The organism is Streptomyces sp. NPDC001927, from assembly GCF_053594455.1.
The window spans coordinates 188,680-211,177 of record NZ_JBSFEN010000010.1; the positions used below are offsets into that span (position 1 = coordinate 188,680).

The 22,498-nt window shown below is 72.9% G+C and carries 21 protein-coding genes; 13 read left to right on the forward strand and 8 right to left on the reverse strand.

All coding sequences use genetic code 11. The features are described 5' to 3' along the window. The first annotated feature begins 76 nt into the window (after positions 1-76). From ACWCO8_RS26780 to ACWCO8_RS26790, 3 genes are read left to right on the forward strand one after another with little or no spacing between them, the layout of a single operon-like run. Positions 77-559: a DUF2771 domain-containing protein gene (locus tag ACWCO8_RS26780; protein ID WP_362007342.1), complete on the forward strand. Its 483-nt coding sequence runs from the start codon at positions 77-79 to the stop codon at positions 557-559. Next, positions 556-1,332 carry a futalosine hydrolase gene (locus ACWCO8_RS26785; protein WP_451034572.1) on the forward strand — a complete coding sequence of 259 codons (777 nt, stop codon included), beginning with the start codon at positions 556-558 and terminating at the stop codon, positions 1,330-1,332. Before ACWCO8_RS26780 ends, ACWCO8_RS26785 begins: the two co-directional genes overlap by 4 nt. Continuing rightward, positions 1,329-2,180 (forward strand): 1,4-dihydroxy-6-naphthoate synthase, encoded by an 852-nt coding sequence (locus ACWCO8_RS26790; RefSeq protein WP_451034405.1) that lies wholly within the window; start codon positions 1,329-1,331, stop codon positions 2,178-2,180. Before ACWCO8_RS26785 ends, ACWCO8_RS26790 begins: the two co-directional genes overlap by 4 nt. Before the next feature lie 24 nt (positions 2,181-2,204). On the opposite strand, the gene ACWCO8_RS26795 is transcribed toward ACWCO8_RS26790, so the two are convergent. Then, on the reverse strand, positions 2,205-2,588 hold the full coding sequence (locus ACWCO8_RS26795) for a cold-shock protein (RefSeq protein ID WP_308354918.1): 384 nt from the start codon (positions 2,586-2,588) through the stop codon (positions 2,205-2,207). Between the two features lie 162 nt (positions 2,589-2,750). Between ACWCO8_RS26795 and ACWCO8_RS26800 the strand changes: the two genes are divergently transcribed. Further along, entirely contained in the window at positions 2,751-3,020 is a 270-nt protein-coding gene (locus ACWCO8_RS26800) for a hypothetical protein (protein WP_451034406.1), read from the forward strand. On the opposite strand, the gene ACWCO8_RS26805 is transcribed toward ACWCO8_RS26800, so the two are convergent. Beyond that, positions 3,017-3,643, reverse strand: a complete 627-nt coding sequence (locus ACWCO8_RS26805) for an HAD family hydrolase (protein WP_362007351.1) — start codon at positions 3,641-3,643, stop codon at positions 3,017-3,019. The genes ACWCO8_RS26800 and ACWCO8_RS26805 overlap by 4 nt on opposite strands. Positions 3,644-3,756: 113 nt before the next feature. Between ACWCO8_RS26805 and ACWCO8_RS26810 the strand changes: the two genes are divergently transcribed. The 4 genes from ACWCO8_RS26810 (at position 3,757) to ACWCO8_RS26825 (ending at position 8,157) form a co-directional block, all read left to right on the forward strand. Further along, positions 3,757-4,761: a FecCD family ABC transporter permease gene (locus ACWCO8_RS26810; RefSeq protein ID WP_451034407.1), complete on the forward strand. Its 1,005-nt coding sequence runs from the start codon at positions 3,757-3,759 to the stop codon at positions 4,759-4,761. After that, on the forward strand, positions 4,758-5,813 hold the full coding sequence (locus ACWCO8_RS26815; protein ID WP_451034408.1) for a FecCD family ABC transporter permease: 1,056 nt from the start codon (positions 4,758-4,760) through the stop codon (positions 5,811-5,813). Before ACWCO8_RS26810 ends, ACWCO8_RS26815 begins: the two co-directional genes overlap by 4 nt. Then, on the forward strand, positions 5,810-6,619 hold the full coding sequence (locus ACWCO8_RS26820; protein WP_451034409.1) for an ABC transporter ATP-binding protein: 810 nt from the start codon (positions 5,810-5,812) through the stop codon (positions 6,617-6,619). The genes ACWCO8_RS26815 and ACWCO8_RS26820 overlap by 4 nt, the downstream gene beginning before the upstream one ends. 74 nt (positions 6,620-6,693) lie before the next feature. After that, positions 6,694-8,157, forward strand: coding sequence for a hypothetical protein (locus ACWCO8_RS26825; RefSeq protein WP_451034410.1), 1,464 nt, complete (start codon positions 6,694-6,696; stop codon positions 8,155-8,157). Here the strand turns inward: ACWCO8_RS26825 and ACWCO8_RS26830 are convergent. Then, a complete protein-coding gene (locus ACWCO8_RS26830; RefSeq protein ID WP_451034411.1) occupies positions 8,154-9,146 on the reverse strand; it encodes a hypothetical protein in 993 nt (330 codons plus the stop codon). The genes ACWCO8_RS26825 and ACWCO8_RS26830 overlap by 4 nt on opposite strands. 62 nt (positions 9,147-9,208) lie before the next feature. Between ACWCO8_RS26830 and ACWCO8_RS26835 the strand changes: the two genes are divergently transcribed. Next, positions 9,209-11,755 (forward strand): helicase-associated domain-containing protein, encoded by a 2,547-nt coding sequence (locus ACWCO8_RS26835; protein WP_451034412.1) that lies wholly within the window; start codon positions 9,209-9,211, stop codon positions 11,753-11,755. Positions 11,756-11,771: 16 nt separating this feature from the next. Here ACWCO8_RS26835 and ACWCO8_RS26840 read toward each other — a convergent pair whose 3' ends face one another. After that, positions 11,772-12,350, reverse strand: a complete 579-nt coding sequence (locus tag ACWCO8_RS26840) for a Uma2 family endonuclease (RefSeq protein WP_451034413.1) — start codon at positions 12,348-12,350, stop codon at positions 11,772-11,774. Positions 12,351-12,461: 111 nt separating this feature from the next. Between ACWCO8_RS26840 and ACWCO8_RS26845 the strand changes: the two genes are divergently transcribed. After that, on the forward strand, positions 12,462-14,114 hold the full coding sequence (locus tag ACWCO8_RS26845; RefSeq protein WP_451034414.1) for a DNA repair helicase XPB: 1,653 nt from the start codon (positions 12,462-12,464) through the stop codon (positions 14,112-14,114). Positions 14,115-14,206: 92 nt separating this feature from the next. Here ACWCO8_RS26845 and ACWCO8_RS26850 read toward each other — a convergent pair whose 3' ends face one another. Both ACWCO8_RS26850 and ACWCO8_RS26855 read right to left on the reverse strand, forming a co-directional pair. Further along, a complete protein-coding gene (locus tag ACWCO8_RS26850) occupies positions 14,207-15,559 on the reverse strand; it encodes a hypothetical protein (RefSeq protein ID WP_451034415.1) in 1,353 nt (450 codons plus the stop codon). A gap of 128 nt (positions 15,560-15,687) precedes the next feature. Next, positions 15,688-15,873 carry a hypothetical protein gene (locus tag ACWCO8_RS26855; protein ID WP_362007373.1) on the reverse strand — a complete coding sequence of 62 codons (186 nt, stop codon included), beginning with the start codon at positions 15,871-15,873 and terminating at the stop codon, positions 15,688-15,690. A gap of 234 nt (positions 15,874-16,107) precedes the next feature. Between ACWCO8_RS26855 and ACWCO8_RS26860 the strand changes: the two genes are divergently transcribed. Together ACWCO8_RS26860 and ACWCO8_RS26865 are read left to right on the forward strand one after the other, a co-directional pair. Continuing rightward, the gene (locus tag ACWCO8_RS26860; RefSeq protein WP_451034416.1) at positions 16,108-18,135 is read left to right on the forward strand and encodes a HelD family protein; all 2,028 of its coding nucleotides are present in this window, start codon (positions 16,108-16,110) and stop codon (positions 18,133-18,135) included. 123 nt (positions 18,136-18,258) lie between these two features. Beyond that, positions 18,259-19,848: a serine/threonine-protein kinase gene (locus ACWCO8_RS26865; RefSeq protein WP_451034417.1), complete on the forward strand. Its 1,590-nt coding sequence runs from the start codon at positions 18,259-18,261 to the stop codon at positions 19,846-19,848. Positions 19,849-19,867: 19 nt separating this feature from the next. Here the strand turns inward: ACWCO8_RS26865 and ACWCO8_RS26870 are convergent, their stop codons facing one another. Then, positions 19,868-20,551: an esterase/lipase family protein gene (locus ACWCO8_RS26870; protein ID WP_451034573.1), complete on the reverse strand. Its 684-nt coding sequence runs from the start codon at positions 20,549-20,551 to the stop codon at positions 19,868-19,870. 162 nt (positions 20,552-20,713) lie between these two features. Beyond that, the gene (locus tag ACWCO8_RS26875) at positions 20,714-21,592 is read right to left on the reverse strand and encodes an aminoglycoside phosphotransferase family protein (protein ID WP_451034418.1); all 879 of its coding nucleotides are present in this window, start codon (positions 21,590-21,592) and stop codon (positions 20,714-20,716) included. An 84-nt stretch (positions 21,593-21,676) separates the two neighbouring features. Here ACWCO8_RS26875 and ACWCO8_RS26880 point away from each other — a divergent pair, with 84 nt between their 5' ends. After that, the gene (locus tag ACWCO8_RS26880; protein ID WP_451034419.1) at positions 21,677-22,423 is read left to right on the forward strand and encodes an SDR family NAD(P)-dependent oxidoreductase; all 747 of its coding nucleotides are present in this window, start codon (positions 21,677-21,679) and stop codon (positions 22,421-22,423) included. The last annotated feature ends 75 nt before the right edge of the window (positions 22,424-22,498 follow it).

Below are 22,498 nucleotides of genomic sequence, written 5' to 3' on the forward strand. Positions count from 1 at the left end.
ATGTGAGCGCCCCCGAAAACGCGGCGCGCCGCACCCCCGCGTGGCGGAGTTCGGTGGGCCCGATAGCCTTCGGGCCATGACCGTAGCGTTCTTCACCGGCTCGCGCCGCCGGGCCGCCGCCGCCCTCGGGGCCGTCTCCGTCGGGCTCCTCACCCTCTCCGCCTGCGGCGAAAAGCCGACTCCGCTCGCGACGCTGACGGTGGGGACCAACTCGATCCACTCCGAGGCCGCCTGCTACAACGACGGCGACGCCATCAAGGAGTCCCAGATCCAGGAGTGCCTCAACAGGAAGGCCGAGAAGTCGATCACGGTCGCCGCGGACGACAAGGTCCGCTTCGGCGTGGACCCGTCGATCGCGGAGAACGGCTGGACCATCTTCCTCGGCGGCCAGAACGCCGAGCCGGAGCCGTACAAGAAGACGTACCGGACCATCCCGGCCAGCGCCTTCTTCTCCTCCCAGACCGGCGAGGCGACCAACCAGACCCAGGTCACCATCGTCGAGAACGACGGCAAGAAGCTGACCGGCATCTGGCACTTCGAGCTGAAGAAGGACTCCTGACCCTCCGGACCCTGATCGTGACGGCCGTGGCGGCGGAGGCGGACTCCGTCGTACGCGGCCTTCCCTTCGACGGTCCGGGCCCGGAGCGCCGCGGTCCTGAGCCGGAGCACGGTCCTGAGCCGGTCGACGTCCCGCTCCCCGGCGGGTACGTGCTCCGCCGCCTCGGCCACCCCGCCGGCGCCGTCGTCGACGTGCTCGTCGGCGGTGTCGGGCCCGCCTCGGTCGCCGCCGCCGGCGCCACCGCCCTCGCGGGGGCCGCCACCCCCTACGACCTCGTCGTCTCCGCCGGGATCGCCGGCGGGTTCCAGCCGCTCGCCCCGATCGGCTCCGTCGTCGTGTCCGACGCGATCGTCGCCGCCGACCTCGGCGCCCAGACACCCGACGGCTACCTGACCGTCGAGGAGCTCGGCTTCGGGCGCTCCACCCACCCGGTCGCCGCCGCCCTCACCCAGCGCGTCTCCGCCGCCCTCGCTCTCGGCGAGGCGCGCCACACCGTCGCCTCCGTCCTCACCGTCTCCACCGTCACCGGCACCGCCGAGCGCGCCGCCGAGCTGGCCGCCCGGTATCCCGGCGCCGCCGCCGAGGCGATGGAGGGGTTCGGCGTGGCCGAGGCCGCCGCCGCCCACGGCGTGCCCGTGGTCGAGATCCGGGCCGTCTCCAACGCCGTCGGCCCCCGCGACCGCGCCGCCTGGCGCATCGGCGAGGCCCTGGACGCCCTGCGGTCCACGTTCCAGCAGCTCAGCCACTCCGTCCTCGTGGAGCCTCTCCGATGACCCCCAAGCTGAAGATCGCCTACTCGCCCTGCCCGAACGACACCTTCGTCTTCGACGCCTGGGCCCACGGCCGCGTCCCCGGCGCGCCCCGCCTCGACGTGACGTTCGCCGACATCGACCTCACCAACGGCTGGGCCGAGCGCGGAACGGCCGACTACGACGTCCTGAAGGTCTCGTACGCCGTTCTGCCGTGGGTCCTCGACGAGTACGCCCTGCTGCCCTGCGGCGGCGCCCTGGGGCGCGGCTGCGGCCCTCTCGTGCTCACCCGGGAGCCGGGCGTGGACCTGCGGGGGAAGACCGTCGCGGTGCCGAGCGAGCGCTCGACCGCGTACCTGCTCTTCCGGCTGTGGGCCGCGGACGTCGTACCGGGCGGGGTCGGCGACGTCGTCGTCATGCCGTTCCACGAGATCATGCCCGCCGTACGGGACGGGAAGGTCGACGCGGGGCTCGTCATCCACGAGGCCCGGTTCACGTACCAGAACTACGGTCTGCACGCCCTCGCCGACATGGGTGCCCACTGGGAGGACACCACCGGTCTCCCGATCCCGCTCGGCGCGATCATCGCGCGCCGCTCGCTCGGCCCCGACGTGCTGCGGAGCCTCGCCGACGCGGCCCGCACGTCGGTCCGGATGGCCTGGGACGACCCGGCCGTCTCACGCCCGTACGTACTCGAGCACGCGCAGGAGATGGACCCCAAGGTGGCCGATCAGCACATCGGTCTCTACGTCAACGAGTTCACGGCCGACCTCGGCGAGGCCGGTTACGCGGCCGTGCGCGGGCTCCTCACGCGCGCGGCGGCCGAGGGGCTGGTGCCGCCCCTCGGCCCGGACGCGCTGTCGTTCCCGTAGGAACGCGGCGCGTCACATGTCGAGCTACACGTCGAGCTGGTCCGCGACCGCCCGCAGCAGGCCCGCGATCTTCGCGCCCTGCGCCTTGTCGGGGTAGCGGCCCCGCTCCAGCATCGGCGTGATGTTCTCCAGGAGCGTCGTCAGGTCCTGCACGATGGACGCCAGTTCGTCGGGCTTACGGCGCTGCGCCGCGGCGACGGAGGGGGTCGGGTCGAGGACCGTCACGGAGAGGGCCTGGTCGCCGCGCTGGCCCGCGACCACCCCGAACTCCACACGCTGCCCCGGCTTGAGGGCGTCGACTCCGGCAGGGAGCACCGACGAGTGGACGAAGACGTCGCCGCCGTCGTCCCGGGAGAGAAAGCCGAAGCCCTTCTCGCTGTTGAACCATTTGACCTTGCCGGTAGGCACGTCTGTCCTCGTCCTCGTACTCGATGGGAATGCGCCGGGAATCCGGCTCTGGATAGCAATACAGCGGGCCCCGAGACCCGCTGAGATCAAGGCTAATGGGCTTCGCGCCGGTGACAAGACGTCGCCGCTTTGTTCATACGGCCTGGGAACTACCCTGGCCGAATGCGTAGTGAAACCCCCGCGGCCTCGTCGGACGACAGTGCGCCCGGCGACGGTCTGGTCCGTGCCGGTGCGATTGTCTTCATCATCGGTGCGGTGGCCACCCTGGTCACGGTCGCGCCGCTCTTCCTCGGCACCGACCCGTTCCCGCCGATCGCCTACGGCGTGTGCATGCTGATGGGCGTCGGATTCCTCGTCGCCGGCGCCGGCGTGCTGCGCTCGATCGCCGCCCAGCGCCGCCAGGCGAAGACGGTGACGGCGCAGGGCGGCTAGCCCCGGTACGCCTCCCACCAGGCACGGAACTGCGTCAGGTCGCTCAGGACGACGTCCGCGCCGGCCTCGCGCAGCTCGGTCGCGTCGCACGGTCCGGTCGCCACGGCCACCGACAGGGCGCCCGCGTGCGCGGCGCCGCGCACGTCGCCGGTGTGGTCGCCGACGTACACCCCCGCGCCGAACTCGCGCAGCGCCTGCGCCTTGCCCTCGGCCCACAGGCCGCCGATGACGGCGTCGGGGTCGATGCCGAGGTGGGAGAGGTGCAGCTTGGCGTGCGGCTCGTTCTTGGCGGTCACGACGATCGCCCGGCCGCCCGCCTCGCGAACGGCTTGAATCGCATCCCTGGCGCCGGGCAGCGCGAGCGAGGGCTCGATCGCGTACGTCGGGTAGAGCGCGCGGTACTGGACGACCCGCTCCGCGATCTCCGCCTCCGGGAACCAGTTCGCCAGCTCGTGCTCCAGCGGCGGGCCGAGCCGGGAGACGGCGAGGTCGGCGTCGATCGCCACGCCGACCTGCGCGGAGAAGGCCTGGTAGGTGGCCTTGATGCCGGGGCGGGAGTCGATCAGGGTCATGTCGAGGTCGAAGCCGACGGTGGGGATGCCAGGGGTAGCCATGGAGGACATTGTGCCTACATGTTCGAATCGGCCTTCGGGCCGCTGCTTAGACTGAGCCACTGAGCCACGCCTTACCTGAGCAACGCCCGCACCTCGCACCTCGTACTTCCTGATGGGCCTCGATGACCGCCGCCTTCCGTTCCAGACGAGTTCTGGCCATCGCCGTAGCCGTCATCGCCCTCCTCGTCGCGATCCTGCTGAGCCTCGCCGTGGGCGCCCGGGCCATCGCCCCGTCCACGGTCCTCGACGCGCTGCTGCACGGCGGGACGAGCGCCGACGCCGAGGTCGTCCGGCAGATGCGGGTGCCCAGGACGCTCATCGGGCTGATGGTCGGCGCCGCCCTCGCGCTGGCCGGCACGGCCCTGCAGGGCATCACCCGCAACCCGATCGCCGACCCCGGCATCCTCGGCATCAGCCAGGGCGCCTCGGTGGGCGTGGTCCTCGCGATCGCCTTCGCCGGCGTGCACACGCTGACCGGGTACGTGTGGTTCGCCTTCGCGGGCGCGGCCCTCGCCTCGGTCGCGGTGTACGCGATCGCCTCCAGCGGGCGCGGCGGGGCGACCCCGGTGAAGCTCGCGCTCGGCGGCGCCGCGATCAACGCGCTGCTGCTCTCCGTGACGACCGGGGTGCTCACGACCAGGGCCTCGGCTCTCGACGAGTTCCGGTTCTGGCAGATCGGCTCGCTCGACGGGCGGGACGCCGAGGTCGTCGGCCAGATCTGGCCCTTCCTGCTGCTCGGCGCGGTGCTCGTGCTCTCCGTCGCCCGGGGCCTGGACGCGCTCGCGCTCGGCGAGGACGTGGCGAAGGGGCTCGGGCAGCGGGTCGCGACGGTACGGATCGTGGGCGGGATCGGGGCGACCGTGCTGACCGGGGCGGGGGTCGCGGCGGCGGGACCGATCGCGTTCGTCGGCCTCGCGGTGCCGCACATCGCCCGCGCGATCGTGGGCGGCGACCACCGCTGGGTGCTGCCGATGGCCGCCCTCGTGGGGCCCGTGATGCTGCTGGTGTCGGACGTGATCGGCCGGGTGCTCTTCCCGCCGGGCGAGGTCCCGGCGGGGGTGATGACGGCGCTCATCGGGGTGCCGTTCCTGGTGACGCTCGTACGCCGGAAGGCGGTGCCGGCATGACGACGACGTCGGTACGTCCCGCGGGGTACGGGGTCGTGCGCGCCGGGCGGGGCTCGTTCCTGCTGCACCGGCGCTCGGCGGCCGTGGCGGTGGGCCTGGTGCTGCTCCTGGCGGCGGTCTCGGTCGCGTACCTGTGCGTGGGCGAGAAGTTCGTGGCGCCGGGCGAGGTCCTGAAGGTGGTCTTCGGGCAGGAGTCCCGTTCGACGTTCGTCGTCGAGGAGCTGCGGATGCCGCGGCTCGCGGTCGGGCTGATGGTCGGCGCCGCGTTCGGGATCGCGGGCGCCCTCATCCAGACCGTCGCCCGCAACCCGCTCGCCAGCCCCGACATCATCGGCATCAGCCAGGGCGCGGGGGCGCTGACGGTCGGCGCGATGACCTTCGGCCTCACCTCGTACACCGTCCTGCCGTACCTCTCGATCGTCGGCGGGATCGCGGCCGCCGCGCTCGTGTACGTCGTCGCCTGGCGGGGCGGGCTGCACGCGACGCGGTTCGTGCTCATCGGGATCGGATTCGCGATCGCGCTGCGGTCGCTGATCACCCTGTTCATGACCAAGGGCGACTACCTGGTCGCCCAGCAGGCCCAGGTCTGGATGACGGGCTCGCTCAACGGCCGCGGCTGGGACGAGGCCGCGCCGATCCGCTGGACACTGCTCCTGCTGCTCCCCGCGATCCTGTGGGCGGCGCGGGCGCAGCGCACGGTGTCGCTCGACGACGACACGGCGACGGCGCTCGGCGTCTCCTTGGGGCGGGTCCGGTTGGGCCTGGTCGTGGTGGGCGTCGTCCTCGCGTCGGTGGCGACGGGGGTGGCGGGCCCGGTGGACTTCGTGGCGCTGCTCGCGCCGCAGATCGCCCGGCGGATGACGCGTACGGCGCAGATTCCGCTGCTGTCCTCGGCGCTCATGGGCGCGTTCGTGGTGGTCCTCGCGGACCTGCTGGGGCGGCGCCTGTTCGCACCGACGGAGCTGCCGGTGGGCGTCCTGACGGCGGCGGTGGGCGCCCCGTACCTGATCTGGCTCATCGTCCGGAGCCGAAGCGTGGGAGGAGCGCAGTGAGCAGGCTGACCGCGCGCGGGCTGACGCTCGCGTACGAGGACCGTACGGTCGTGAAGGACCTGGACCTGGCCGTACCGGACGGCAAGGTGACCGTGATCGTCGGCCCGAACGCGTGCGGGAAGTCGACGACGCTGCGGGCGCTCGGGCGGCTGCTCAAGCCTGCGGGCGGGGCGGTGCTGCTCGACGGGGAGTCGCTGGCGAAACTGCCGACGAAGCGGATCGCGCAGTCGATCGGCCTGCTGCCGCAGACGCCGGTCGCACCGGAGGCGATCACGGTCGCCGACCTGGTGTCGCGGGGCCGTCAGCCGCACCAGGCGTGGTGGAAGCAGTGGTCGGAGGCGGACGAGCGGGCGGTCGTGGAGGCGATGGCCTCGACCGACGTCGCCGCCCTGGCCGACCGCTCGGTGGACGAGCTGTCGGGCGGTCAGCGGCAGCGGGTCTGGATCGCGATGGCCCTCGCGCAGGACACGGACCTGCTGCTCCTCGACGAACCGACGACGTACCTGGACATCGCCCACCAGGTCGAGGTCCTGGACCTGGTCCGCCGCCTGAACGTCTCACGCGGCCGCACGATCGTGCTCGTCCTCCACGACCTGAACCAGGCGGCGCGGTACGCCGACCACCTGGTCGCGATGAAGTCGGGCGAGGTGGTGGCGGAGGGCGCACCGGCCGACGTGGTGACGGCGGACCTGGTCCGCGACGTCTTCGGCCTGGACTCGGTCGTGGTCCCGGACCCGGTGACGGGGTCACCGCTGGTGGTGCCGGGGGCGCCTTGGGGGGCGGACGTGGTGCGGGTGCGGGCCTAGGCCGGCCCTGGGCCGGCACTCCAATGGGGCCCCACCGCCTGCGGCGGGCTCCTTCAGACACGACGCTGGAGGGCATGCACGACCGGACGAAGGTCAAGGTCACGGTACTTCCGCCCGACAGCCGGGGCCTGCGCGAGGTGCGCATCGGCGCCGAGACGGTGGGCAGCGCCTGGTCGCCGCACGAGCTGCGGCGCATTCTCCGCAACCACGGATACCCGAAGGATCTGGATCTCGAGGACCGGACCTCCGTGACCTGGCAGGGGGCCGGAAGCGACACGTGGCCCGACCACACCCGACGCAGACGCGCGACGATCGTATTGATGGTGGCGGGTCTTGTGGGCGGTTGGGCCCTGCTGACCTCCATCGGCATCCCGGATGCTTTCGAGGCGCTGTCCTTCGCGGGGCGGATCACGGGGTTCGTGTTCATGCTCGCGGGGGTGGCCGAGGTCGCGGCGGCCGTGGCGGTCTTCGACTACTGGGGCAAGCGAGGCCTGCGTATCTCCGGGACGATCGTCCTCGTCGGCGTCCTCATCGCGCTGAGCGCCACCACCATGCTGGTAGTGCTGTGGTTCCAGGAAAAGGAATACACGCCCTACATGCTGGGCATCTTCCCTCTCTTCGGCTGGTCCCTGTGGGCGTTGTCGGTGGCCATCCGGGCGAAGATCTGGCGGGGTACTCCCCATCCGACGAAGATCGCGGCCGGGGTGCTGGCCACGGCGCTCCTGGCCGCGGTGAACATCGCCTACTCGTCGCTGTACCAGCCCACCGCCGCACCGGCGAACCTGGCCGTGAAGGTGAGTTTCGGGGCGCCGCGCACAGACCTCGAACGGCCGGTCCTCCACTTCCCCGTGACTCTCCACCTGAAGAACACCGGATCCGTCCCGCTGTACATCCTCGCCGACGACTGGTCGGTCTACGGGCGCACAGGTGAGTACAACGAGACGAGCACGGAACTGAGAGACCGCAGACTCTCATTGGAGAACGGCGACGGCGACGTTTCGCTGCTCGTCGGCTCCATCGGGTGGACCGCGCTCGGTGTTGGCCGGTTCACGGGGCCCGGTTACTGGTTCGAACCCGGTGAGGAGTACCGGGAGGACAAGATCGTCCAGATTCCCAAGGCGGCGAAGTACGACGTGATCGAGGCCGATCTGAGCGCCATGGTCATGAGAATGGACCGGGGGCGTATCGATCTGGACACCTTCCGCGAGCCGCAGTACTCGTGGGACACCAAGGCGATCCTCTACTGCCCCCCGAAGGACTGCGACGGCGAGTTCCTCATCCACCACGCGGCCGTGCGCTACAACAACAACGTGATCAACGTGACGCGGAAGCCTCGCTATGTGACCGCGTGGTGGGGACTGGGTGCGGCGGATTCCAACTGGGACGCCTCCATCTCCACGTTCAAAGGCAAGGGCCTCATCACGGACGCCGAGACCCAGAGGGAATACCGCAGGTTCGACCTGTTCACGGTGGAGGCCCACGCCTCGACCCCCTTCGCGGCCGTCGTGAACCCGTCCCCGCCCCCGGACAAGCCCTAACTCGCTGGTCCGCCCCTCCGCGCGCGCCACAGCAGGAACACCGCCGAGGCGATCGCCGCCGCCTTCAGGGTCCACGGCCAGGTCTCCGAGATCGCCGCGCCCATCGCCTCGCCGCCCTGGGCCACCGGGGTGCCCCAGCGGCCCTCCACGCGGCCCCAGAGCCAGACCACGCCGGCCGCCGCCGTGAGGCCCGGGAGGATGATGACCGCCCACTGGCTCTCCGTACGGGAGAGGCGGCGCGAGGCGTAGGCCAGGAGCCAGCCCAACGCCACGGCGATCAGGGAGCCGAAGATCGCGCCGCCCAGGAGGAGCAGCGCGGCCAGGACCACGCCCGGGCTGCCCAGTCTGAAACCGGCGGGAGTCCCGTCCTCCGTGTCCGGTCGCTGCCTCCGGAGGATCCGGCGCCACAGCGGTCTCCGGGCCGTCTCCGTCTCCTCCTCTACGAAGTCGGCCTCCTCGTCCTCCTCCGTCACCGGCGGCTTCAGGAGTTCCGGGATCTCCACCCCGCCCCGGAACCCCGGCACCAGGTCGTCGCCCGGCAGGGGTTCGTCGACGTCGAGGGCGTCCAGGCGCCACCAGTCCGGGTCGTCCGCCGCACCGACCTCGTCCATGCCCGCCAGGTGCGGAGGCGTGGGCCAGGCTGCCGGCTCAGGAGCGCGCGGCTTCGGTACCGGGGGCTTTCGCTTCCGTAGGCGGCCGCCCCCATTACCGGCACCAGCACCGGCACCAGCACCAGCCCCCGCGCCGTCCCGCTGCGCCGGCAGGCCCGCCGCCCTGTCCACGACCTCGGCCGGTGAGCCCAGTTCGTCGAGGAGGTTCCGTATCGCCGCCGGACTCTCCTGGCCGAACGTGGCGCGCCGGCGGTCGATCTCGCCCCGGAGCGAGGAGACGAGCTTCATCCGGTCCCCCGATGGCAGCTGCCGCTGCTGGGCCAGATCGCCCACCCGGCTCAGATAGTCGAAGACCAACTGGTCGCTCTCGATCCCCACAGTCCCCTCCACGGCCGGTACGCCCCGACGTTAGCGCCCGTGCAGGGGCTAACGTGGTCCGGATGGGGATCGGTGAGCTCGATCGGGAGGCGTACGTGCCCGGAGGAACTGACGCCGCCGCCGCGCCGCGCACGCTCGCGGAGGCGCTGCGCGCGCGGGGCGACGAGGGGCTCGCCGCGCTGCTGCGCGCACGCCCGGATCTGCTCTCCCCCGTACCGAACGACCTGACCCAGCTCGCGACCCGGGCCGGCACCCGCGGCTCCGTCGTGCGCGCGCTCGAACGGCTCGACCGGTTCACCCTCCAGACCGCCGAGGCGCTCGCCGTCGCCCCGGACCCCGCCCCGTACACCGTGCTGCTCGCCCTGCTGTCCGGCGACGACGGCCACCCGGGTGTCGAGAAGGCGCTGCCCCGCGCGGTGGAGGTGCTGCGCGAACAGGCCCTGGTCTGGGGCGAGGACGACCGGCTGCGGCTCGTACGGACCGCCCGCGAGCTGCTCGCGCCCTCTCCGCAGCACCCGTCCCCGACCGGTCTCGGGCCGACCGTCTCCGAGGCGACGGCCGGGATGTCCCCGGGCCGGATCCAGGAGATCATCGCCACCGCCGGGCTGCCCGCGACGCACGACCCGGTCTCCGCCGTCGCGGCGCTCACCGGGCTCTTCACCGACCGGGACCGGATGGGCGCGCTGCTCGACACCGCGCCGTCGGAGGCGCTCGCGGTGCTGGACCGGCTGGTGTGGGGTCCGCCGTACGGCGAGGTGACGGCGAACCCGGCCCCGCCCGTCCAGTGGCTGCGCGACCGCGGCCTGCTGCTCCCCGCCTCGCCCCGGACGGTCGTCCTGCCCCGCGAGGCCGCGCTCCATTTGCGCGGCGGCCGCGCGCACCGCTCGCCCGAGCCGCAGGCGCCCGAGCTGACCGTGTTGCGCGAGTACCGTCCCCAGGTTGTGGACAACGCCGCGGCCGGCCAGGCGCACGCGGCGCTGTCGACGGTCGAGGAGCTCCTGAAGAGCTGGGACCAGGGCGGCCCGGCGGTGCTGCGCGCGGGCGGGATGTCGGTACGGGACCTCAAGAGGACCGCCGTCGCGCTCGACGTGGGCGAGCCGATCGCGGCGTTCTGGCTGGAGCTGACGTACGGGGCGGGGCTGCTCGCCTCGGACGGCGAGGCGGACGAGCGGTACGCGCCGACGCCCGCGTACGACGACTGGCTCGACCTGCCGCCCGCCGAGCGCTGGGGCCGGCTCGTCACGGCCTGGCTCATGGGGACGAGGACGGCCGGTCTGGTCGGCGGCCAGGACGCGAAGGGCCGCACCCTGTCGGCCCTCGGCCCGGACCTGGACCGGGGCGGCGCGCCGGAGGTACGGCGCCGGGTCCTCACCCTGCAGGCGACGCTGCCGCCGGGCTCGGCGGCGGACCCGGAGGCCCTGCTGACCCGGTTGCGCTGGGAACGCCCGCTGCGCGGCGCGGGTACGACGCCTCCGTCGAACGCGGGCGGCGACCTCCGCTCCCGGCTCGCCCACTGGACCCTCACCGAGGCCGAGCTGCTCGGGGTCACCGGGCGCGGCGCCCTCGCCTCGCCCGCGCGGGCGCTGCTCAACCTGCCGCTCGCCGAGGCCGCCCCGGAGCCGGTGGCCGAGCACGGGGTCGAGCTGTCCGTCGCCGCCGCGCGGGCCGCGACGCTGCTCGCGCCGCTCCTCCCGGAGGCCGTCGACCACGTCCTCCTCCAGGCCGACCTCACCGCCGTCGCGCCCGGCCCGCTGCGGCGCCCGCTGGCCGACACGCTCTCGGTCCTCGCGGACGTCGAGTCGAAGGGTGGCGCGACGGTCTACCGCTTCACGCCCGGCTCGGTGCGGCGCGCGCTCGACGCCGGGCGCAGCGCGTCCGACCTGCACGACTTCCTGACCGCCCACTCCCGTACGCCGGTGCCGCAGCCGCTCTCGTACCTGATCGACGACGTGGCGCGGAGGCACGGCCACCTCAGGATCGGCGCCGCGTCCGCATACGTGCGCTGCGACGACGACACGGTCCTCGGCGAGATCCTGGCCGACAAGCGGTCCGCGTCCCTGCGGCTGCGCCGCCTCGCGCCGACGGTCCTCGCGGCGCAGACGGACCCGGCGGCGCTGCTCGACGGGCTGCGGTCGATGGGGTACGCCCCGGCCGCCGAGTCCGCGGCCGGCGACGTCCTGATCACCCGCGCCGACGCCTACCGCACCGGAGCCCGCACCGCCCCCGCGCCCGTCCCCGACGGCCCGCCGTCCCCCGACGCGACGCTGCTCGGCGCGGCGGTCCGCGCGATCCGGGCGGGCGACCTGGCCGCGACGGCCGTCCGCAAGGAGCGCCCCGAGACCGCGGAGGCCCCGGCCCGCGCGGCCGGCGAGCTTCCCCGTACCTCCCCCGCCGAGACCCTGGCCACGGTCCAGGCCGCCGCGCTGACCGGCACGGCCGTCTGGATCGGCTACGTCAACGCCGAGGGCGCCGCCAGCCAGCGCGTGATCGCCCCCGTGCGCGTGGAGGGCGGCTTCGTGACGGGCTACGACCACACGGCGGACGAAGTCCGCACGTACCCCCTGCACCGCATCACGGGCGTCGCGGAACTGGCGGAGGACCAGGTCTAGCGACAGCCGACCTGCCCTAGGCCCTCGGGGCGACGAGGGCGGCCGGATCGACCTCCACCGGGAACGGCTTCTCGATCAGCGTCGTCCGCCCCGCCTCGGCGACCGTCCGTTCCACGTAGCGGCCGTCCTGAAGCTCGCAGACGACCAGCGTCGGCACCGGCTCCAGTTCGAGTCGCCACAGGTGCTCGATGCCCGCCTCCGCGTAGTACGGCGGCTTCAGCAGCCGGTCGGTGCGGCGGCCGGACGACGAGGGCGAGACGATCTCCACGACGAGCAGCACGTCATCGGCGTCGCACGTCACCGGGTTCTCCGCCGAGGCGGCCGCCTCGACCACCACGATGTCCGGGATGAAGAGCCCGTCGGGCAGGATGAGGTTGATCGCCTCCAGGACTTCGGCGGGCACGCCCTCCTCCTGGACGGCACGGTCCAGCAGACTCCAGAGACGCGACGACGCCCGCTGATGCTTGGTTCCCGGAGCCGGAGACAGCACGAGCGCTTCCCCCACCAATTCACGACGCTGACCACGGTCCTCCGGCAATGCCAGGACTTCTTCTATGGTCCAGGGCCCATAGTGCGGATCGTGCGCGACGCTCATCTCGCCACCTCCCTCTCGTGGAACCGGTCGCCTTCAGAGTGGCAGGCCCCACCGACAACCGCCGGACCTCAGGCACACTGGATGTTTGGCCGTGCGGAAGGGATTACGTACGTGAACGGACCACTCATCGTCCAGAGCGACAAGACGCTGCTCCTGGAGGTCGACCACGAGCAGGCGGACGCCTGCCGCCGGGCCATCGCGCCGTTCGCGGAGCTGGAGCGGGCGCCCGAGCACATCCACACGTACCGGGTGACGCCGCTCGGGCTGTGGAACGCGCGGGCGGCCGGGCACGACGCCGAGCAGGTCGTCGACGCGCTCGTGGAGTTCTCGCGGTACCCCGTGCCGCACGCGCTGCTCGTGGACGTCGCCGAAACCATGGCCCGGTACGGGCGGCTCACGCTCTCCAAGCACCCCACCCACGGGCTCGTCCTGACCAGCACCGACCGGCCCGTCCTGGAGGAGATCCTCCGGTCGAAGAAGGTGCAGCCGCTCGTCGGCGCCCGCATCGACCAGGACACCGTCGCCGTGCACCCCTCCGAGCGCGGGCAGATCAAGCAGACGCTCCTGAAGCTGGGCTGGCCGGCCGAGGACCTCGCCGGTTACGTCGACGGCGAGGCGCACCCGATCGAGCTGGCCGAGGACGGCTGGGCCCTGCGCCCGTACCAGAAGCAGGCCGTCGAGGGCTTCTGGCACGGCGGCTCCGGTGTCGTCGTGCTGCCCTGCGGCGCGGGCAAGACGCTGGTCGGCGCCGGGGCGATGGCCCAGGCGAAGGCCACCACGCTCATCCTCGTGACCAACACCGTCTCCGCCCGGCAGTGGAAGCACGAGCTGGTGAAGCGGACCTCGCTCACCGAGGACGAGATCGGCGAGTACTCCGGTACGAAGAAGGAGATCCGGCCGGTCACCATCGCCACGTACCAGGTCCTGACGACGAAGCGGAAGGGCATCTATCCGCACCTGGAGCTCTTCGACTCCCGCGACTGGGGCCTCATCGTCTACGACGAGGTGCACCTGCTGCCCGCGCCGGTCTTCAAGTTCACCGCCGACCTGCAGGCGCGGCGGCGGCTCGGCCTCACGGCCACGCTCGTGCGCGAGGACGGGCGCGAGTCGGACGTCTTCTCGCTCATCGGCCCGAAGCGCTTCGACGCGCCGTGGAAGGAGATCGAGGCGCAGGGGTACATCGCGCCCGCCGACTGCGTCGAGGTCCGGGTCAACCTCACGGACTCCGAGCGGCTCGCCTACGCGACCGCCGAGCAGGAGGAGAAGTACCGCTTCTGCGCCACCACGGCCACCAAGCGGAAGGTGACCGAGGCGCTGGTGCGGAAGTTCGCCGGGCAGCAGATCCTCGTCATCGGCCAGTACATCGACCAGCTGGACGAGCTCGGCGAGCACCTGAACGCGCCGGTCATCAAGGGCGAGACGCCGAACGCGCAGCGCGAGAAGCTCTTCGACGCGTTCCGGCAGGGCGAGATCAGCGTCCTCGTCGTCTCGAAGGTCGCCAACTTCTCCATCGACCTGCCCGAGGCCACCGTCGCCATCCAGGTCTCCGGCACCTTCGGCTCCCGGCAGGAGGAGGCGCAGCGGCTCGGGCGGGTGCTGCGCCCGAAGGCCGACGGCCACCAGGCGCACTTCTACTCGGTCGTCGCGCGCGACACGATCGACCAGGACTTCGCGGCGCACCGCCAGCGGTTCCTGGCCGAGCAGGGGTACGCGTACCGGATCGTGGACGCGGACGAGCTGCTCGCGGGCGATTCGCCGAGCTGACGGCGCGCGTACGGCGCGTAAGTGGAAGGGCCCCGTCCTCGTGGAAACGTGGGCGGGGCCCTTCGTCGTACGTCGTGAGCCGTACGCCGTGCTCAGACCGCCGGGTTGAGGACCAGCTTCGCCTGGTTGTTCGTCGGGTTCGGGTCGAACGGGAACGGCCCGTCGCCGTAGGCCTGCTTGAGCGTGATCGCGCCCTTCGCGCCGCGGATCGCGGTGTCGATCCGCAGCTGGAACGGGAACGTCACGGTCTGCTTCTCGGCCACCCACATCGGCAGGTTGCAGACGTAGCGCGGGGCGCCGGTCCGGGTCTCGCTCTCCCACCAGCCGCCGTCCGCCGTGCGCGGGTCGCAGCCCTCCGGTACGGAGGTGACGGTGGCGCCCCTGGGGACGGTCAGGTCGACCGCGCCGACGGGGTCCCCGGAGCCCAGGTTGGCGACCCAGGCCGGACCGCGGTTGCGGAAGGTCAGTGCGGCGGTCACCGTCTCCCCCGCGGCACCGCTCGCGCGGACGCCGCCGACGGCGAAGTCGGCCGTGTTGGTGACGCCGATCGAGGCGACCTGACCGTTGTTCTCGGGCGTCACGTCCTCGGCTCCGCCGCGGGCCGCGACGCCGATGTCGATCCGCTCGGCGAGGGCGTACCGGGCGACGCTCGCGCGGAGCGGGGCCGGCAGGGTGAAGGTGGAGCCGGGTGCGACGACGTCGTCGAAGAGGCACTCGACCTTGGTGAGCGCGGCCGGCACGCTCTCGCCCTCGGGCGTGCTCACGCACTGCGGGGCGACGGTGCCGAGGGAGAGGCCGCGCGTGACGTACAGGGTGACCTGGACGCCGTTCGCGGCCTCGTTGCCGTTGTTGACCACGGAGAACGGCACGGCCACGGTGGAGCGCGGGGCGACGTCCGTGACGGCGGGGATCCGGCTCAGGACCAGGTCGGGGCCGGAGGCGACCCGGACGGTGGACCAGCCCTCGGAGGCCGTGAGGGTGCCCTCGGGCGCGTTCGTGGTGGCGGTCGCCCCGTAGGTGATCCGGCCGCCGACCCCGGTCTCGGCGCCCGAGGCCGCGCGCAGCTTCAGCTCCACCGGGGACTCGGGGGACTCGCCCGTGAGCGGCACCTCGGGGAGGGAGCAGACGGCGGTCGCGCCGGTCGGCGCGCAGTTCTCGGGCCAGGTGACGTCGGCGACACCGGTCAGCTCGGAGACGTCGACGGTGAGCCGGCCGTCCGTCACGCGGTGGTTGGCGTTGTCGTGGTACAGGCTCAGGGCGACGGTCGTGGCCGGGACCTGACCGCCGGCGACGGCCTTGGGCAGCGCCACTTCCCACGGCGACGCGATCCAGAGCTGGTCGCTGTCGGCGGCGGCCGGGGTGGCGGTCAGGCCGACCGTGACCAGACCGGCGGCGGTGAGACAGGCACCGAGCCGCGCGACGCGGCCGGCGAAAGGCATTCCCATGATCTCCTCTGTTCCTCTGCTCCATGGGGAGACGGCGGTGCGATGAGGAGACCTGTGAGAGTGGGGAAGGGTTGCGCTCCGAGGGCTGTGAAGATCGTCGGAGGTCAGCTGGGCATCCGTCCGGCCTATCAGGGCCGTCCGACGTACTGAGGCCGGGGGTCACGGACGCCCGTGCGCTCGCCGTACGGGCCGTGGTCGCCGAGGACGACGACGGACACGGCCGCCGAGCCGTAGGCGCGTATCGCCCGTAGCGCGAGGCCGAGGCGGCGGGAGCGCGGGATCGTGCGGTCTGGGGTGAACGTCGCGGTGGTCATGTCTCCATGATGGAATCCGGACATTCCGAACACATCAGGCTGGGGATGGAACCCTCGTCCCCCTCAGGTCGGAGACCACCCCCTACGGGACCTCCCCCGGAATATTCGGTCGCCCCGCACGCCCCACAGAGCTACAATCTCCGACTTCCCCGCCTCCCTCCGTGGAGAGCGCTGCCTGCCGGTCGGAAACCGGCGGCCGCCCCGTCACGCTCACGCACCTCCGGAGGCTTCCGCATGTCCACGCCCGCCGACCCGCTCGCGCGCGAGCGCGCCCATCTCGCCGACTCGCGTGCCGCGCTGCGCGCGATGCGCGAGGACGTCGAGGCGCTCGACATCAAGGACGTCACCGCGAACTGGGTCAACGCCGCCGTCCTCGGCCGTCAGATCGAGGAGCGGATCAAGGCGCTCGCCGACCTCTCCCACACCCCGCTCTTCTTCGGGCGGCTCGACTACCTGCACACCACGCAGGAGGGGCAGCGCTTCTACATCGGCCGCCGGCACGTGCACGACGCCGGCGGGGACCCGATGGTGATCGACTGGCGCGCGCCGGTCTCCCAGCCGTTCTACCGGGCGTCGCGGAAGGACCCGCAGGACGTAGGGCTCCGGCGCCGGTTCGGTTACACGGGCGGTGACCTCACCGCGTACGAGGACGAGCACCTCTCCGACCCGGCCGAGCTGGAGCGGACCAGCAAGCTGCTCCAGGCCGAGATCGAGCGGCCCCGCGTCGGCCCGATGCGGGACATCGTCGCCACCATCCAGCCCGAGCAGGACGAGATCGTCCGGTCCGGGCTCTCCGGCACCGTCTGCGTCCAGGGCGGCCCCGGCACCGGAAAGACCGCCGTCGGCCTGCACCGGGTCGCGTATCTGCTCTACGCGCACCGGGATCGGCTCGCCCGCACCGGCACCCTCGTCATCGGGCCGAACCGGTCCTTCCTCCACTACATCGAGCAGGTCCTGCCCGCCCTCGGCGAGCTGGAGGTCCAGCAGGCGACCGTCGACGACCTCGTCGCGCATGTCGAGGTCCGGGGCGCGGACGAGGCGGCGACGGCGGTCGTCAAGGGCGACGCGAGGATGGCGGAGGTGCTGCGGCGGGCGGTGCGCTCGCACGTCACGCTGCCGACGGAGCCGCTCGTCGTGGTGCGCGGCTCACGCCGCTGGCGGGTCCCGGCGTACGAACTGGAGGAGATCGTCCGCGAGTTGCTCGATCGCGACATCCGTTACGGCGCCGCCCGCGACGCGCTCCCGCAGCGCATCGCGCACACGGTCCTGGTGCGGATGGAGCAGGCGGGCGAGGCGCCCGACGACCGGGTGCAGGACGCGGTGGCCCGCAACGCGGCGGTGAAGGCGGTCGTGAAGACGCTCTGGCCGCCGGTCGACCCGGCGAAGCTGGTGCTGCGGCTGCTGAGCGACGCCGAGTTCCTCGCCGAGCACGCGGACGGCGTCCTGACGGACGACGAGCAGAAGCTGCTGCTGTGGGCGAAGCCGGGCCGCTCGGTGAAGTCGGCGAAGTGGTCGGCGGCGGACACGGTCCTGATCGACGAGGCGAAGGACCTGGTGGAGCGGACGCACTCGCTCGGGCACGTGGTCCTGGACGAGGCGCAGGACCTGTCCCCGATGCAGTACCGGGCCGTCGGCCGCCGCTGCACGACCGGTTCGGCGACGATCCTGGGCGACCTCGCGCAGGGCACCACGCCCTGGGCGACCGGGAGTTGGGCGCAGGCGCTCGGGCACCTGGGCAAGCCGGAGGCCGTGGTGGAGGAGCTGACCGCCGGTTTCCGCGTGCCGCGCGAGGTCATCGCGTACGCGTCGAGGCTGCTGCCGCACATGTCGCCGGGGCTCGCGGCCGTCGAGTCGGTCCGGGAGAACCCGGGTTCGCTGTCGATCCTCCACCGCGAGCCCGCGGAGCTCGACGCGGCGGTCGTCGCCGCGTGCGCGGACGCCTTGGAGCACGAGGGCTCGATCGGCCTGATCGCCGCCGACGCCCGGATCGCACCGCTCGCCGAGGCGCTGACCGCCGCGGGGCACGCGTACCTCTCGCCCGGCGAGGAGACGACGGCCGAGTCCCGTCTGACCCTCGTCCCGGCCTCGCTCGCCAAGGGCCTGGAGTACGACTACGTGGTCCTGGACGACCCGGCGGCCGTCGTGGACGGCGAACCGGACGAGCGGACGGGGCTGCGGCGCCTGTACGTGGCGCTGACGCGTGCGGTGTCGGGTCTGACGGTGGTTCACTCCTCGGCGCTCCCGGAGCAGTTGGACGCGTGATCGCCTCGCGTTGATCGCCAACCCTGGCGGCGGACGCCGGCGCTCTGCGGCCTAGGCTGCTGACCACGGGGGTCGGTCAAGAGTTCCGGGTTCGGGGTTCAGGGTTCGGGGGGACTGGTTCAGGTGGAGTACGCGACCGAGGTGTTCCAGCCGCTGCAGGCGGACGATCCGCCGGTGGTGGGGCGCTACCGGCTCGCCGCCCGGCTCGGCGCGGGCGGCATGGGCCGGGTGTACCTGTCGCACACACCCGGCGGGCGGCCGGTGGCCATCAAGGTCGTACGGCCCGAGCTGGCCGACGACCCGGTCTTCCGGCGCCGGTTCCGCCGGGAGATCAAGGCGGCGCAGCGGGTCCGGGGCGCGTACACCGCCGAGTTGATCGACGCCGACGCGGACGCCTCACCGCCGTGGCTGGCGACCCTTTACGTACCCGGACCCTCCCTGGCCGAGGCCGTCGCCCGGCGCGGGCCGCTGCCGGTGGCCGCGGTGCTGTGGCTGATGGCGGGCGTCGCCGAGGCGCTGCAGGCCGTCCACGGCGCGGGCATCGTCCACCGGGACCTGAAGCCGGCGAACGTCCTGCTCGCCGCCGACGGTCCGCGCGTGATCGACTTCGGGATCTCGCTCGCCTCCGACATCACCTCGCAGACGGCGACGGGCACCGCCATCGGCACCCCCTCGTTCATGGCTCCCGAGCAGGCGTCCGTGGGCGAACTCACCCCGGCGACCGACATCTTCGCGCTCGGTCAGACGGCGGCCTTCGCGGCGCTTGGCGAGCCGCTGTACGGCGACGGCCCCTCGGTCATGGTGCTGTACCGGATCGTGCACTCCGAGCCCGACCTGTCCCGCCTGCCCGCCGAGCTCCGCCCCCTGATCGCCCGCTGCCTGGCCGCCGACCCGGCGGACCGGGCCACCCCTGCGGAGGTCGTCGAGTGGTGCCGCCGGCACCTCGGCCCGGAGGCGGGCGCGGGCCCGGCCGTCTGGCGCGAGGTCATGGGCCCGGAACTCGCGGTCCCTGGCCCCGTCCCCGAACCCACCCCCGTGGGCACGCTCCCCCTGGTCCCGCGCCCGGAGGACCGCCGCGAGACGGGGCCGGACGAGCGACGGGCCCGAAGACGGCGCACCGTACTCGTCACGGCCGTCGCCGTCCTGGCGGGGGCCCTGCTGGTGACCGGTCTGACCTGGACGGTCACGGACGCCGTGGGCCGGTGGATCCGGGACCGGGAGGCGTCGGCCTCGGATACGAAGGACGGCGGCCGCACTGGCGGCCCGACGGGCCCGTCCTCGGGCCCCTCGTCGACTCCCTCCTCGACCCCGTCCTCGGCGGCGCCGCCCAAGAAGCCTCAAGCCGTCGCGTACCCCTTCCAAAGGCTGGACGAGAAGAACTCCCTGAGCATCAAGGAGCCGGTCGAGCGCACGGACCGCAAGGGGGACATCCGCCTGGTCTGCAAGGAGTTGTGCGACCTGCAGAGCGACTCCACCCTGATGAGCATGCACGTCGGCAAGCCGGGGGCGACCCTCGACGACTGCCGCATCGCCGTCGAGGTCGTTCCCACGCGCCGCCTCTCCCTGCTCACGGCGGCGGCGGGCAGCGAGATCTGCGTCAAGCACCCCTCAGGAGACATCGGTCTTTTCGTCGTCCAGATCAAGTCGACGTACCTGCCGGACAGCGGGGTCAACTTCCTGACCGGTGACCTGACGGTCTGGCGGGCGCCGTAGCCGCCCGGCCACCGGTCGGCTACGACGCGAGGAACGCCCGCACCCCCGCCGAGACCCCGTCGTCGCCGAGCAGCGCGTTGTGGTCGAGGCAGCCGGCCGCGTTGTTGGTGGCGCCGGTCAGCGGGACGCTGTTGTCGGGGTTGATGACCTCGTCGCAGTTCGACCACCACGTGGCGTAGCGGACGGCGCCCGGGGTCTCGTCGCCCTCGGCGAGCTTCTTCTGTACGTACGAGCCCGGGGTCATGTCGCGGCAGGCCTGGTCCCACAGGGCGCAGGCCCAGGCGGTGCTGGTGCCGTGGTTGGGGCCGGCGAGGGAGACCCAGTGGGCGACGGAGGACTGGCCGGCGCCGTCGAACTTCACGTACCAGCGCGAGACGAGGCTGCCGAAGGAGTGCGAGACGAGGTCGACCCGGCTCGCGCCGGTCCGCCGCTTGACGTCGGCGACGTACGCGGCCAGCTCGCCGGCGATGGCCTCGTTGACGGAGCGGTGGGTGTCGTAGCCGAAGGAGAAGAGCTCGGCGTCGGTGTAGCCGTCCGCCTTGAGGTCCTCGCGCAGGCCGCCCCAGACACCCGGGTCGGCGTTGTAGCCGTGGACGAAGACGACGGGGGTACGGGCCACGGCCTGAGCCGAAGCGGAAGCGGACGGGGCGGCCTGGCCGGCCTGGGTGACGAAGGCGGACGCCGTCAGGGCAAGGAGCGCCACGAGGCCGACACGGGCACGGAGACGGGCACGGAGTCTCAACACGCTTCTCCCTACAGGGTGTTACGCACGAGTAGTGAGGAGCATGGTGGGGTCCGGGAGCGCGGAAGAACAGTCCCGCGGCGGCTAAAACTTCATGGCCGCGGAGCGGCCGCCGGGAAGCGCTTACTGCGCGCCGTACTCCGGCAGCGCCTCCGACCACGCGCGGTGGGCCACGGCCGCCAGGACCGGATTCGTACCGCGGTACTCGTGTTCCGTGACCACGCCCCAGCACAGCGCCCAGCCGCGCCCGCGCGCCCAGGTCGCGTCGTCGACCTCCGCCGCCGCCCGGAACAGCGGGCGGGTCTCGGCGGTGAGGAGGGTCCAGGCGGCCATCATGTCGCAGGCGGGGTCGCCCGTACCGACCGCGCCGAAGTCGATGACGGCGCTCAGCCGGCCGTCCCGGGCCAGCAGGTTGCCGGGCAGCAGGTCGCCGTGGACCCACCGGGGCGGGCCCTCCCACTGCGGCAGCCGAAGCACCGACTCCCAGGCGGCTGTCACCCGGTCCGCGTCGAGGACGCCGTCCGCGCCGAGGTCCCGGATCGCCCCCTCCGTCACCCTCGCCGACACCCACTCGGTGACGTGGCCGCCCCGGAACGACCTCGGCCCGTCCGTCGCGTCCACGCGGCGCAGCGCCGCGCCGAACCGGCCCAACTCGACCGCCGCGTTCGCGAGATCGGCGATCGGCTCGTCGTAGGCGTTGGCGCCGTCGAGCCAGTCGTACACCGACCAGGGCAGGTCGAAGCCCTCCCCGGGCACGCCGTGGCCGACCGGCACCGGTACGGGCAGCGGCAGGTGCGGGGCGAGGTGCGGCAGCCAGCGCTGCTCCTTGGCGATGGACCCGGCGTTCGCGGCGGTCTTGGGCAGCCGGACGGCGAGGCGGTCGCCGAGGCGGTACATGTCGTTGTCCGTACCGGCCGACGGCACACGCCTGACGGGCAGCCCGGACCACTGCGGGAACTGAGCGGCGACGAGGGTGCGGACGGTGCGTACGGGGTCGGCCATGGCGGGGAGGGTAGCCAGCGGCGGACCGGCCGGGCCACCGCTTTACGGTGGGGGCGGCGCGACCGAGAGGAAGGTGGGAACACCATGTCTGACCCCCGAAATGTCACCGTCGTCACGGGCGGCAGCCGCGGGATCGGCGCGGCGACCTGCGTACGGCTGGCGGCCGAGGGGCACGATCTGGCGCTCGGGTACGTACGGGACGCGGCCGCCGCCGAGGAGACGGCGGCGGCGGTCCGGGCGGCGGGCGCGCGGTGCGTGGTCGTCCGGGTGGACACGTCGGACGAGGCGGACGTGGAGCGGCTCTTCGACACGGCGGAGGCCGAACTCGGCCCGGTGACCGGCCTGGTGAACAACGCGGGCGTCACCGGCCCGCTGGGGCGCCTCGCCGACGCCACGACGGAGGACCTGCGCCGCGTGGTGGAGGTCAACCTCCTGGGCTACCTGCTCTGTTGCCGCCGCGCCGCCCGCGACATGGCCGCGCTGGGCGGCGGCGCGATCGTGAACGTCTCCTCCGCCGCCGCCACGCTCGGCAGCCCCGGCGACTACGTCCACTACGCGGCGACGAAGGCGGCGACCGACGCGCTGACCGTGGGCCTCTCCAAGGAGCTGGGCCCGGACGGCATCCGGGTCAACGCGGTGGCGCCCGGCATCATCGAGACCGACATGCACGCGGCGATGGGCGACCCGGACCGCCCCGCGAAGGCGGCGGCGACGATCCCGCTGGGCCGGCCGGGCCGACCGGACGAGATCGCGGCGGCGGTGGCGTGGCTCCTGTCGGCGGACGCCTCGTACACGACGGGCACGATCCTGCGGGTGGCGGGCGGCCGCTGAGGGCGGCTCCGTACGCGTACGGTCGGCGGCGTACGCGTACGGTCGGCGGCGGCGCCGGGCACCCAGGAGGGCGGA